The 12765-nt window shown below is 72.8% G+C and carries 11 protein-coding genes and 1 pseudogene; 6 read left to right on the top strand and 6 right to left on the bottom strand.

Going from position 1 to position 12765, the window contains the following annotated elements:
• Positions 1 to 311: 311 nt before the first annotated feature.
• The 3 genes and pseudogenes from I5Q34_RS35135 to I5Q34_RS27895 form a co-directional block, all read left to right on the top strand.
• Positions 312 to 419, top strand: a pseudogene (locus I5Q34_RS35135) (IS6 family transposase); the annotation flags it as partial.
• A 448-nt stretch (positions 420 to 867) separates the two neighbouring features.
• Positions 868 to 2037: an exonuclease SbcCD subunit D gene (locus I5Q34_RS27900; protein ID WP_199895204.1), complete on the top strand. Its 1170-nt coding sequence runs from the start codon at positions 868 to 870 to the stop codon at positions 2035 to 2037.
• Positions 2034 to 5078, top strand: a complete 3045-nt coding sequence (locus tag I5Q34_RS27895) for an AAA family ATPase (protein ID WP_199895203.1) — start codon at positions 2034 to 2036, stop codon at positions 5076 to 5078. Before I5Q34_RS27900 ends, I5Q34_RS27895 begins: the two co-directional genes overlap by 4 nt.
• Here I5Q34_RS27895 and I5Q34_RS27890 read toward each other — a convergent pair.
• Positions 5065 to 5514 carry an Lrp/AsnC family transcriptional regulator gene (locus tag I5Q34_RS27890; protein WP_199895202.1) on the bottom strand — a complete coding sequence of 150 codons (450 nt, stop codon included), beginning with the start codon at positions 5512 to 5514 and terminating at the stop codon, positions 5065 to 5067. The genes I5Q34_RS27895 and I5Q34_RS27890 overlap by 14 nt on opposite strands.
• Before the next feature lie 139 nt (positions 5515 to 5653).
• Between I5Q34_RS27890 and I5Q34_RS27885 the strand changes: the two genes are divergently transcribed.
• Together I5Q34_RS27885 and I5Q34_RS27880 are read left to right on the top strand one after the other, a co-directional pair.
• Positions 5654 to 5848 carry a hypothetical protein gene (locus tag I5Q34_RS27885; protein WP_199895201.1) on the top strand — a complete coding sequence of 65 codons (195 nt, stop codon included), beginning with the start codon at positions 5654 to 5656 and terminating at the stop codon, positions 5846 to 5848.
• A gap of 998 nt (positions 5849 to 6846) precedes the next feature.
• Positions 6847 to 7263, top strand: coding sequence for a VOC family protein (locus I5Q34_RS27880; protein WP_199895200.1), 417 nt, complete (start codon positions 6847 to 6849; stop codon positions 7261 to 7263).
• Between the two features lie 105 nt (positions 7264 to 7368).
• Here the strand turns inward: I5Q34_RS27880 and I5Q34_RS27875 are convergent, their stop codons facing one another.
• A complete protein-coding gene (locus tag I5Q34_RS27875) occupies positions 7369 to 8856 on the bottom strand; it encodes a SulP family inorganic anion transporter (protein WP_199895199.1) in 1488 nt (495 codons plus the stop codon).
• Positions 8857 to 9287: 431 nt separating this feature from the next.
• Between I5Q34_RS27875 and I5Q34_RS27870 the strand changes: the two genes are divergently transcribed.
• Entirely contained in the window at positions 9288 to 9701 is a 414-nt protein-coding gene (locus I5Q34_RS27870; protein ID WP_199895198.1) for a MerR family transcriptional regulator, read from the top strand.
• A 133-nt stretch (positions 9702 to 9834) separates the two neighbouring features.
• Here I5Q34_RS27870 and I5Q34_RS27865 read toward each other — a convergent pair whose 3' ends face one another.
• From I5Q34_RS27865 to I5Q34_RS27850, 4 genes are all read right to left on the bottom strand, one after another.
• On the bottom strand, positions 9835 to 10719 hold the full coding sequence (locus I5Q34_RS27865; RefSeq protein WP_199895197.1) for a cytochrome c biogenesis CcdA family protein: 885 nt from the start codon (positions 10717 to 10719) through the stop codon (positions 9835 to 9837).
• Between the two features lie 6 nt (positions 10720 to 10725).
• Positions 10726 to 11295 (bottom strand): redoxin domain-containing protein, encoded by a 570-nt coding sequence (locus I5Q34_RS27860; protein ID WP_199895196.1) that lies wholly within the window; start codon positions 11293 to 11295, stop codon positions 10726 to 10728.
• Positions 11296 to 11372: 77 nt separating this feature from the next.
• Positions 11373 to 12074, bottom strand: coding sequence for a Crp/Fnr family transcriptional regulator (locus I5Q34_RS27855; protein ID WP_234429625.1), 702 nt, complete (start codon positions 12072 to 12074; stop codon positions 11373 to 11375).
• A gap of 176 nt (positions 12075 to 12250) precedes the next feature.
• Positions 12251 to 12736 carry a hypothetical protein gene (locus I5Q34_RS27850; RefSeq protein WP_199895194.1) on the bottom strand — a complete coding sequence of 162 codons (486 nt, stop codon included), beginning with the start codon at positions 12734 to 12736 and terminating at the stop codon, positions 12251 to 12253.
• Positions 12737 to 12765: the final 29 nt, after the last annotated feature.

The following is a 12765-nucleotide window of genomic DNA, read 5'->3' as shown; positions in this document are numbered from 1 at the left end:
CAGCGGTACAGACCCGCTCCTGACGACCCTGGCCGCCGACGCGCCGAGCGGACGCGGCAATCCTCGAGCCGGCATGCTCCTCGCCTACGTCACCGACTACTTGCTCTCCGGACTACTTGTTCTCCGGATCCGGCTCCGCGACCTGGCGCCGGATGCTCGGCCCGGGCGCCCTGCCCGCCGCCAAGCGATGCGATTCTGCTTCTGGCCCGCACCCGCACCCTGGATCCCCGGAATGCCGTCAGCAGGAACCTGCCTGCAGATCCCAGCGCCGTTGCCGCGGCCCGCACTTGGGGCTGCAGACAGCTCGACACAAGCGGGGCGTCACGGTGTCCTACGAGACGGTCCGGGCCTGGTGCGCCACGTTCGGCCCGGAGTATGCCGCCGCCCTGCGCCGGCGGCAGCCCCGGCCCGGGGACCGGCAGCGCCGGCCGAACAGTTCGCTCCCCGGCAGACGGCGCAAGCCGAACACCCCGGCTACCAGCGACGAAGCGGACCACGCCGGCCCGGCACCCGCGGCGGAGTCTTCCGCCAGAAGATCAGTAGCAGCGAACACGTCCCGCTCGCCATCCTCCATGAACGCGGCCTGTGCGCCATGACCGGCCTCGCCGATCTCCTCGGTGTCTGTCACTCCCCGATCGGCAACGCCGTCCGCGAGACCGCCCCCTCCTCCGGCAGGCAGAACATGTCCACCAAGCCAAATCGTCCACCCGCTCCATCTCACGCCTGACCCGGATGACACACTGCGTACGGTGACGGACCGCGTTCTGTCTGGTGCCGATGTGACTGGTGCTGACATCGAGTACCGTGCTGGACCGGTGCTGACCGAGAGCGTGGAGGAGTGGAAAACATGCAGGTCGGAGCCCTGGCATGAGGATTCTGCACACCTCGGACTGGCACCTCGGCCGGTCCTTCCACCGGGTGGGCCTCCTCGACGCCCAGCGCGCCTTCGTCGACCACCTCGTGCGCACCGCCCGCGAGCGTTCCGTGGACGCCGTGCTCGTCGCCGGTGACGTCTACGACCGGGCCGTCCCGCCGCTCGCCGCCGTCGAGCTCTTCGACGAGGCCCTGCACCGGCTCGCCGGGATCGGCGTGCCCACCGTCATGATCTCCGGCAACCACGACTCGGCCCGCCGCCTCGGCGTCGGCGCCCGGCTCATCGACCGGGCCGGGATACACCTGCGCACCGACCCGGCCTCCTGCGGCACCCCCGTCGTCCTCGCCGACGAGCACGGCGACGTCGCCCTCTACGGCCTGCCCTACCTCGAACCCGCGCTCGTCAAGGACACCCTCGGCGCCCGCGCCGCCGGCCACGCGGCCGTCCTGGAGGCCGCCATGGACCGGGTCCGGGCCGACCTCGCCGCCCGGCCCGCCGGCACCCGCTCCGTCGTCCTCGCCCACGCCTTCGTCAGCGGCGGCGCCGCCAGCGACAGCGAGCGCGACATCACCGTCGGCGGCGTCGCCGCCGTCCCGCCCGAGACCTTCGACGGCGTCGACTACGCCGCCCTCGGCCACCTCCACGGCTGCCAGACGATCAACGAGCGCGTCCGCTACTCCGGTTCGCCGCTCGCCTACTCCTTCTCCGAGGCCGACCACCGCAAGACCATGTGGCTCGTCGACCTCGGCGCCGACGGCTCCGTCACCGGCGAGCGCGTCGACTGCCCGGTGCCCCGCCCGCTCGCCCGCCTCCGCGGCCGCCTCGACGAGCTGCTGGAGGACCCCGCCCTCGAACGGCACGAGGAGTCCTGGACGGAGGTCACCCTCACCGATTCCGTCCGGCCGGACGACCCCATGGCCCGGCTCGCCCGCCGCTTCCCGCACGTCCTGAGCCTGGTCTTCGAGCCCGACCGCGCCCCCGAGGACGACCTCGCCTCCTACGCCCAGCGGCTGCGCGGCCGCTCCGACCGGCAGATCGCCGAGGACTTCGTCGCCCACGTCCGCGGCGGCCACGGCCCCGACGAGCACGAACGGGCCGTCCTGACCGACGCGCTCGACGCCGTCCGCCTGGACCGGACCGAGCGCGAGGAGGCGGCCCGATGAGGCTCCACCGGCTGGAGATCACCGCCTTCGGGCCCTTCGGCGCCACCCAGCGGATCGACTTCGACGCGCTGTCCTCGGCCGGCCTCTTCCTGCTGCACGGCCCCACCGGCGCGGGCAAGACCTCCGTCCTCGACGCCGTCTGCTACGCCCTCTACGGCGGCGTCCCCGGCGCCCGCCAGGGCAGCGGCGGCGGACTGCGCAGCGACCACGCCGCGCCGGACACCCCGACCGAGGTCGTCCTCGACCTCACCGTCGCCGGCCGCCGCCTGGAGGTCACCCGCCGGCCCGAGCAGCTCCGCCCCAAGCGGCGCGGCACCGGCTCCACCCGGGAGCGGGCGTACAGCGCCCTGCGCGAGCACCGCGACGGCGCCTGGCACGGGCTCAGCCGCTCCCACCAGGAGATCGGCGACGAGATCGGCGGGCTGCTGGGGATGAGCCGCGAGCAGTTCTGCCAGGTCGTCCTGCTGCCGCAGGGCGACTTCGCCCGCTTCCTGCGCGCCGAGGACACCGCGCGCGCCAAGCTGCTCGGCCGGCTCTTCGACACCGGCCGCTTCGCCGCCGTCGAGGAGCGCCTCGCCCAGCTGCGCCGTGCCGCCGAGACGCGGGTGCGCGCCGGCGACGAGCGGCTGCTCGCGCTCGGGCACCGGATGGGGCAGGCGGCGGACGACCCCGCGCTGCCGACTGCGGGCGCGGTGGCGGGCGTCCCCGCCCAGCGGGGCGCCGCCCGCCCGCTCGCCCCCGGCGATCCCGGGCTCGCCGAAGCGGTCCTGGAATGGGCCGCGTTGGCCCGTTCCACCGCCCGAGAGCGCCGCGACATCGCCGCCGCCGCGCTCCTCGCCGCCGAGGAACGGCACGGGGACGCGGCCCGGCGCGCCGCCGACGCCGCCGAACGCGCCCGCCTCCAGGGGCAGTACGCCACTGCCCGCCGACGTTCGGTCGAACTCGCGGCGAGCGCCGCCGAGTACGACGCCCTGCGCGCCCGCCTGGAGCGCGCCCGGGCCGCCGCCGGTGTCGCCCCCGCGCTGGAGCTGCACGCCGAGGCCGAACGCGCCCACGCCGCGGCCGCCGGGGCCGAACGGGCCGCCCGCGCCCGGCTCCCCCGCGAGCACCACGAGGCCGGGGCCGAGCAGCTCCTGTCCCTCGAACGAGCCCACCGCGAGGAGCTCGGCTCCCTCACCGCCGCCCGCCGCGCCGAGGCGCGCGCCGCCGCCGTCACCGCCGAGATCACCGCCCTGGACCGCCAGGCCCGCGCCGACGAGCACGCCCTCGACGAGGACGCCGCCTGGCTCGCGGCCTGGCCCGCCCTGCGTGATGACCGCCGCGCCCGCGTCGCGGCGGCGCAGGAGGCCGCCGCCCGCGCCGAACAGCTCGCCACCCGGGCCGAGTCGGCCCAGGAGCGCCTTTCCGCCGCCCGCCGCCGCGACGAACTGGCCCGCGAGGCCGACGCCGCTTCCGCCGAACTGGCCCGCGCCCGCGACGAGGCCGCCGGGGCGCGCGAGCACTGGCTCGACACCAAGGAGCGCCGCCTGCGCGGCATCGCCGCCGAACTGGCCGCCGCCCTGCGGGCCGGGGAGTCCTGCGCCGTGTGCGGCTCCACCGAGCACCCCGCGCCCGCCCGGGCCGACGCCGGCCAGGTGGACCGCGCGGCGGAGGAGGCCGCCGAGGCCGCCTACCAGCGCGCCGACGCCGCCCGCGAGGCGGCCGACCGGCGCCACCGCCCGCTGCGCGAGGCCCTCGCCGCCGCCGCGGCCGCGGCAGGGGATGTTCCGACCGCCGAACTCGCCTCTTCCGCAGACGAGTTGCACCGTTCCGTCGCCCTGGCCCGCGAGGCCGCCGCCGACCTGCCCGCCGCGCTCGCGGCCCTGGAGGAGGCTGAGCGCGAACACGAGCGGCGCGGCGCCGACTTGCAGGCGACGCGGCTGCGCGCCGCCGCCCGCGCCTCGCGCCACGAGAACCTCGAACGCGAACAGGAGTCGCTGCGCGAGGAGTTGGAGCGGGCGAGGGACGGCGCCGAGTCCGTCGGCCACCGCGCGGCCCTGCTGGAGGAGCGGGCCGGCCTGCTTGCCGCCGCCGCCCGGGCGGCCGGAGCCGCCGCCGACGCGGCCGCCCGTCTGAAGGAGGCCGACGCCCGCCTCGCCGACGCGGCCTACCGGGCCGGTTTCGCCACGCCCGCCCTCGCCGCCGACGCCCTGCTGGACGAGCCCTCCCAACAGGCCCTGGAGACACGGCTGGAGGCCCGCCGCCAGGAAGAGGCGGCCGTCGCGGCCGGCCTCGCCGACCCCGCGGCCGCCTCGGCGGCCGAACTCCCGCCCGCCGACCCGGAGTCCGCCCGGTCCGCCGCCGACGCCGCGACACTGCGCCTGCGCGCCGCCTCCGACCGCGACGCCGAGGCCCGGCGCCGCTGCGACGCCCTCGACCGGCTCTCCTCCGAGGCCGCCGCCGACGCCCGCCGCCTCGCCCCACTGCGCGCGGAGTACCACCGCGTGGCCGCGCTCGCCTCGCTCGCCGCCGGCACCTCCGTCCACAACGAACGGAAGATGCGCCTGGAGTCGTACGTCCTCGCGGCCCGCCTCGAACAGGTCGCCGCCGCCGCGACCGTACGCCTGCACCGCATGTCCGGCGGCCGCTACACCCTCGTCCACTCCGACGCCCGCAGCGCCGGCGGCGGCCGCTCCGGCCTGGGCCTGCACGTCGTCGACGCCTGGACGGGCCGCGAGCGCGACACCGCCACGCTCTCCGGCGGCGAGACGTTCTTCGCCTCCCTGGCCCTCGCCCTCGGCCTCGCCGACGTCGTCACGGACGAGGCGGGCGGCACCCGCCTCGACACCCTCTTCATCGACGAGGGCTTCGGCAGCCTGGACGAGCAGACCCTCGACGAGGTCCTGGACGTCCTCGACTCCCTGCGCGAACGCGACCGTACGGTCGGCATCGTCAGCCACGTGCCCGACCTGCGCCGCCGCATCCCGGTCCAACTGCGCGTGGTCAAGGACCGGTCGGGCTCGTCCGTCCGCCAGCGGACGGCGTCCGTCAGCCCCGACTGACCGCCCGGCGCGCCAGCGGGGACGAGTAGACGACACTGGTCGTCACCGCCCCCAACGCCCCGATTCGCCCCGCGACTTCCTCCAGATGCCGCATCGACCGCGCGGCGACTTTGAGGACGAAGCAGTCGTCCCCGGTGACGTGGTGTGCCTCCAGCACTTCGGGTGTGGTGTCGAGGAGGTCGTGGAAGGGTTTGTAGTTCCCGTTGGGGTAGCGGAGCCGGACGAAGGCGAGCACGGGCATCCCGAGCCGCTCGGGGCTGACGACGGCCGTGTACCCCTCGATCACCCCGGCCTCCTCCAGCCGCCGCACCCGCTCGGTCACGGCGCTCGGGGACATGTTGACGATGCGGGCCAACTCGGCGTATCCGACGCGACCGTTGCTCTGGAGGGCGTCGAGTATGCGCCAGTCGGTGGCGTCCGGGGAATGATCGGTCATGGGCGGTGTCTAGCAAGAAAAACCCGGCGAATCAAGGTATCGACCGTGGAACATACGCGTTCCTGGCGGGCGGAGTACCAGGCCAGTGAGGGGGCGTATCGCGCCGCGGTTCTCCCGCCCCGGCGAAACGGAGTTCACCATGGCCCGCTCGCGCCGTGACGTCCTCGCCGCCTACCGCCGGGCGATCCTCGCCCTGTCCGCGGAAGACAACCTGGCCGACCTCTACGTGCCCGACGGCGTCCACGAGTTCCCCTTCCTCGTCCCCGTACGGCCTGACTGCTACCGGGGCCGTGAGGAGATCCCCAGCGGGAGTGGCACATCTGAGTGCGGCTGACGGGTAACGTCGTGCGCAGGAAGTCGTCGTCCTTGCTGTGCCCGGCCAAGGCCCAGGCGATGCCGTGCGGTGCTCCTGCTGTGCTCACGGGGCGAGTTGAGGACTCACGGGCTCCGGCGGCGCGCCGCCCGGTCCCCGCAGCGACCGGGCGGTCTCCAACGCGCCAATCGGGCGGGGGACTTCGTCTCGGCTGCGCCACTGCAGCCGTTGGGGCGGCCGTCGGGGGAGAGGAGCGTGCGAAGGCGCTGTGCGGGGGCGGGAACAGCCAGAAGGCGCCTGGGCCCTCCGACCGTCCCGGGCCGGCATGTGGACGGTGTGGAAGGGCGGCCTGCTTGGATGACGGGGATACGGCGGACGTGGCGGAGACGGCCCACTGGCCACGGTCGCCCGCTCGTCGAATGGATCCACCGGCCGTTGCCCAGTGGGCCGTCTCCGTCGGCACGCTGAGGGTGAAGCGGTACGGGTGCGGGCCGGCCCGTCGCGTCGACGAGAGGGACGACGTCACCATAGGCCGCCTGGCCTGGTGGGATCAGGAGCGACGGGGCGCGCCCCGGGCCCGGAGATCGCGTACCACGAGGCCGTCGGCGGTGTGGACGTCCACCTCGGGGCGCAGGGCTTCACGAGCGTCGTCATGCGTCCCTCTTGCCCCGACATGCCCAGCTGGGGGCAACCGACCGACGCACGGCGGAATCGTGCGGTATCACGGGAGTTCGCCGATCGTCGGTCAAGTTTTTGCCGACGTCCGCCCGGGTTCGTGGGCCATGGCGGAACACCGTGGTCCGGCACGGAGAGCTTCCTCCCCGCATGACAGGGCCTCGGCCACGGGTGCCACGGCGCCGACGGCATCTCCGGCGAGGCCGCCGCCTCCCGGGCCTTCAGAAGACAAAGCCGCGGATAAGAACGATTCCGCGTCTGTGCCGCGAGGCCGGAGAGTTCGGGCTTGCACCGGGTGGGCGGTGGTCAAGGCGCGGTATGCCTGCGGGCTTACGATGAGTGGCATGTCGCCCGATGCTTCCGTGTCCTCCGTGTGGCCGATCCTGCATTACGACGACACGAGGGCGGCGCTGCGTTTTCTGGTCGATGTGCTGGGTTTCGCGGAGGTGGTGGCCACGCCGGATGAGCACGACGGCATCGGGCACGCTGAGCTGCGCTGGCCGGGCGGTGGTGTGCTGGTGTTCGGTTCGACTCGGCACACGGACAGTGTGCATGGGCGGATGCGGGCTGGAACCGGCGCGGTCTATGTCGTTGCCGATGACGTGGACGCGGTGCATCGGCGGGTGCGCGAGGCTGGTGGGGAGATTCTCGAACCACCGCATGACACCGAGTTCGGGTCGGGTGCTCGTGCGTACACGTTCACCGTGAAGGATCCGGAGGGCAACCTGTGGACCTTCGGCACCTATCGAGGTCCTTCGTAGGACGGCGGTTTCCGCAGCGGTGACGGGTGAAATGCCGGTCTGGAGGCAGCAGAGGACCCTGGCGGTTGGGCCGGGGTCCTCCGCTGTGAGCTTGTGGTGTGGGGGTCAGTGGCTGGCCAGTTCGCCGGTGAGCTTGCCGTGGAGGTGGGCGCTCGGGTCGTTCAGGCCGGTGATTTCGACGGTCTTGCCGCGCTGGGCGTACTTGTTCTCGATGGAGTCGAGGGCGGCGACGGAGGAGGCGTCCCAGATGTGGGCCGCGCTCAGGTCGATGACGACCTTGTCCGGGTCGCCCGCATAGTCGAACTGGCCGACGAGGTCGTTGGAGGAGGCGAAGAACAACTCCCCGGTGACCCGGTAGACGACGGTGCTGCCGTCGGGATCGGTGACGGCGGTGACTTCGGCGAGGTGGGCGACGCGCTTGGCGAAGACGACCATGGCGGTGACGGAGCCGACGACGACGCCGATGGCGAGGTTGTGGGTGCCCACGACGACCGCGACGGTGATCAGCATGACGGCGATCTCGCCTGCGGGCATTCGCTTGAGGGTCTTCGGCGCGATGGAGTGCCAGTCGAAGGTCGCGAAGGACACCATGACCATGACGGCGACCAGCGCGGCCATGGGAATGTCGGAGACGACGGGGCCGAAGACGATGCACAGCACCATCAGGAACGCGCCGGCGAGGAAGGTGGACAGGCGGGTGCGGGCGCCGGAGACCTTTACGTTGATCATCGTCTGGCCGATCATGGCGCAGCCGCCCATGCCGCCGAAGAAGCCGGTGACGATGTTGGCGATGCCCTGGCCGATGGACTCGCGGGTCTTGTTGGAGCGGGTGTCGGTGATGTCGTCGACCAGCTTCGCGGTCATCAGCGACTCCATCAGGCCGACCAATGCCATCGCGAACGCGTACGGCGCGACCGTCGTCAGCGTCTCCATGGTGAACGGCACGTCCGGCAGGCCCGGAACGGGCAGGGAGGACGGCAGGTCGCCCTTGTCCCCGACGCTCGGTACCGCGATCCCGGCCGCGACCGTGAGGACGGTCAGGACGACGATCGACACGAGCGGCGCGGGGATGACGGTGGTGACCTTCGGGAGGAACACCATCAGCGCGAGGCCGCCGATGATCAGCGGGTACACGGCCCAGGGCACGTTCCGCATCTCGGGGACCTGCGCCATGAAGATCAGGATGGCCAGGGAGTTGACGAAGCCGACCATCACGCTGCGCGGGATGAACCGCATCAGCTTCGCCACCCCCAGCGCACCCAGGATCACCTGGAAGACACCGGCCAGGATGACGGCGGCGACCAGGTAGCCGAGGCCGTGCTCGCGGTTGAGCGGGGCGATGACCAGAGCGACGGCGCCGGTGGCAGCGGAGATCATCGCGCGGCGGCCGCCGACGATCGCGATCGTCACGGCCATGGTGAAGGAGGCGAACAGGCCGATCGCCGGATCGACACCGGCGATGATCGAGAAGGAGATGGCCTCGGGGATCAGGGCCAGGGCGACGACCAGGCCGGCCAGGACCTCGGTGCGCCAGACCTTCGGATCGGACAGCCAGTCGGGCTTCAGACCGCGCAGTCGCGCGGCCGGGGACACGGCGGAAGCAGCAGAAGACAACGGAAAAGGAACCTGTCGTTCTCGGGCACATCCCCATGGCAGGCCCGGGGTGCGCGGGAGGACGCGGAGGGGCCGGGCCGGCACCCCGCGGACGGCCCCGTGAGATGTGGAGCCGGAAGACCAGGAAGGGACGGATGGGACCGCGCGGGGGCGCGGCCGGGCTCACGTCCGGGGGCGAAGCGTCACGGCGGGCAGGCGGCGGCGCCGGGCGTCATGGGCTCGCGCACGCTTCTCTCCTGCAGGAATCGGATCTTCGCCGGGGACGCGATCGGCCCCGACACGGCAATCGGTGAGGCATCGGCACTCCACCCCTCACCACCAGCAACTCTACCCTAACGTTAGGGTAGAGATCGGTGGTGCCCGGCCGGGCCGGGGCCGACAGGGACGAGAAGGGCCGGAGGATCACGGGCGTGGACGGCAAGCACATGCAGATCGGCGAGGTCGCCGCGCGGACCGAGCTGTCCTTGCGCACCATCCGGCACTACGAGGAGACCGGACTGGTCGTTCCCTCCGCCCGCTCCCAGGGCGGCTTCCGCCTCTACACCGAGACCGACGTGCAGCGGCTCATGGTGATCCGCCGTATGAAGCCGCTCGGCTTCCCCCTGGACCAGATGCGCGACCTGCTGGAAGCCACCGACCGCCTCGACGCCGACGACGTCCTCGGCCCCGGCGAGCGGGAGGCCCTGTTGGAGCGCGTACGGACCTACGAGCAGGCCGCCGCCGAACAGGTCGACAAACTCCGCGTCCAACTGGCCCGCGCCGAGGACTTCGCCGCCACCCTTCGTTCCCGTCTGGAACAGTCGGCCTCCGCCGTACGGTCCTGAGCCGCCGGGTGATCCGCCGCACCGCACGACGCGGCTCGCGCTCCCTGCGATCCCCGAGCGGCCGGAGTCCTCTGCCGAAAACCAGTGGGAGGCCACTGTGCCCGGTGTGTGACTCTCGTCGTGCCGATTCGCCTTACGGGGCAGGCGAGTTGCCGGGGCCGGCGGGCGCCTGGCCCGTTGCGCGGGGACGCCGCCGACGTAGTATCACGCCTCCGACCGGCACAGCGACAAGTACGGCGGCGATGGCTAGGGGGCCCATCGCGTCCATGGCTCCCACGAGGGTCCTCTGGACCGTGCCGGCGGTGTCGATGACCGGGTCGTGGGCGGTGGGGTTGCGCTGGATGCGGATCTCGTACCAGCCGTAGTAGGCGACGTAGGCGCCGACGAGGAGGATCAGGGCGCCGCCGGTGCGGGAGGCGAGCGGGCCGAGGCGGCGCAGGCCGGCGACGCCGGCGGTGCGGGTGATGGCGACGGTCAGGGCGGCGGCGCCGACGATCACGCCCATACCTGCCGCGTAGGCGGTGAAGAGGGTGATGCCGTCGAGGGTGGATCCGCTGCGGAAGGCGGAGACGACGATGGCGAGGAAGGGGGCGATGGTGCAGCCGAGGGAGGCAAGGGCGTACGCGGCGCCGAACAGAGCCATCGGTACCGCAGAGCGGCTGACGGTGGGGGCGCGGCGGAGTCTGGGCAGCAGGGCGGGCAGGTCACGTCCGGCCAGCAGCCAGGCGCCGGCCAGGGCGAGCAGGAGGCCGAAGACGATGGTGAACCAGGGCAGGTGTTCTTGGACTTGGCCTGCGACGGGGGCGATGGCGAGTCCGAACAGGGCGAAGACGGCGGTGAATCCGGCGGTCATGGCCGCGGTGGCGGCCAGCGCGCGAGTGACGGCGGTCGTGCCGGTGGGGGAATCGTCGCCCAGGACGAGCAGGGAGAGGTAGGCGGGCAGGAGGGCGAAGCCGCAGGGGTTGACGGCGGCGAGCATGCCCGCGGTCAGGGCAAGGGCCAGGGGCAGGCCGGTCACGGCGGTTCAGCCGACGAGCGGGCCGAGCTTGTCGGCGAGGCCCTTGCCGGCGGGGAGGCTGCCGGTGAAGACGGTCTTGGCGTCCTTGTCGAGGATCACGTAGAAGCTCTGCTGGGCGATCTTGAACTTCTTCCAGATGGCCCCGGCCTCGTCGGACAGGTTCGGGAAGGTGCCGACGCGTGTGTCGGTGACGAAGTCCTTCATCGCCTTCGGCTTGTCGAGTCCGGCTACGCCGATCACGTGTGCCTTGCCCTCGAACCGGTCGGCGGCCTTGGCGGTCTCGGGGCCCTGGGCCTTGCAGGCGGGGCACCACGGGGCCCAGAACCACAGCACGGTGGGCTTGCCCGCCAGCGTCGCCGCGTCGAAGGGCCTGCCGTCCACGGTCGTGCCGGTGAACCGCAGTGCCTCGGGGACGGCTACGGCGCCGGATCCGGCTGTTGCCGGCGCGGAACCGGATGCCGCGGGGCCGGAGTTCTGCGTGGCGCGGTTGGAGGAGGCGGTGTCCTCGGTCCCGCAGCCGGTCAGGGTGAGTGCGGTGGCGGCCAGGAGGCCGGGGAGGATGAGGCGGGCACGCATGACGGGGCAGCTCCTGGTGGTCGGGGTCGGCTGAATTGCGGGCCGGGCGGCGAGTGGGTGTTCATGGTTCGGTGGCGTCAGCCCGCGTGGTCGGTGAGCCGTACCGGGTCGAGGACGGTGATGCGGCCTCGGGCGAGGCGGATGAGGTGCTGGCCGGCGAGGTCGCGCAGGACTTTGGTGGTGGTCTCGCGGGAGGTGCCGGCCAGGGCGGCGATCTGCTGGTGGGTGAGCGCGATCTGCGGGTTGCGGGCCCCGAGCACGCCGGGCCGGGTCTGGGCCGCGAGGGCGACCAGGGTGGTGGCGATGCGCTGGGGTACGGATTTGAAGACGCTGTCGGACAGGCGCTGTTCGAGGTCGGTCAGGCGGCGGCCGAGGATCTCGGTGATGCGGGCGGAGATCCGGGCGTCGGACAGCAGGAAGCGGTGGACGTCGGCGCGGCTCATGACGCAGACGGTGACGTCGTCGAGGGCTTCGGCGAAGTTGTCGTACATCCGCTGCCCGAGGAGCACCATCTCGCCGAAGATGGTGCCCGGTGTGATGATCGCGCAGGTCAGGGCGCGGCCATCGGCGGAGACCCGGAAGATCCGCACCCGGCCCTGTTTGAGGATGAACAGCACTTCGGAGGGCTGGGCGGGCGAGTAGAGCAGTTCGCCGGCGCTGTAGGTCTTCATCGGGGCCGCGGCGGCGATGGCGTCCATCTCCGAGGCGTTCAGGTCGCGGAAGATGTCGACCTCGGAGATGCACCAGGTCTTCTCGGCCTCGTCGCCGGTGTGGTTCATGTGGTGTGGTTCCTCGCGTCGTCCCGGGGCCCAGGGCGGGGGTGCGGCGCCCCACGCCGGGCCGGCCGGCGTGCCCGCGCCGGTGGCCAGACAGTAGTGGTCCGGGGCGCCGGGGGAAGGTTCCGTCCCCCGGCGCGGTGAGCCGGGATCAGGTGTTGACGCCGGGGGTGCCGGTGTCATGCCGTGGTCCGGTCGGCGCGCTTGCCCGACATCCGGGCGATGCACGAGAAAGTGATGCCGGCCAGAAGGCCGTAGACGAGGTGGGCGCCGAGGCTGGAGGAAGTGACGTCGTTCCATTCGAAGACGGGCATGCCCATATTGGCGGGCATGATCCACAGGGCGCCGACGGTCCACCACACCGCGCCGTAGGCCAGGCCGAGAACGACGGCGGGCGCGAGCCGCTGGACGTACTGGCCGAACAGGGCGCCGAAGGTGATGCCGGCGAAGAGCGCGATCGCGAGGTGGATCAGCCACCCGGCGAAGGCGTTGGCGGAGCCGAGGAGGCCGGCGACCATAGTGATCATCGCGGTGTCCATCACCGGCCTCGACACCGACATCCAGATACCCATCCCGACGCCGCCGGCCAGCCCGGCCACGGCACCCCACGCCGCGTGGAGCGGGATCACGGCGATCCTCGGGGATACGTGCACAGTGGCGGTCATGATGATCGCCTTCCTTTTCACGGGTGGCT

This window comes from Streptomyces sp. AV19 (genome assembly GCF_015999245.1).
Taxonomy (GTDB): Bacteria; Actinomycetota; Actinomycetes; order Streptomycetales; family Streptomycetaceae; genus Streptomyces.
Note: the sequence above shows the minus strand (reverse complement) of the source record. Positions and strands in the feature narration are given on the sequence as shown.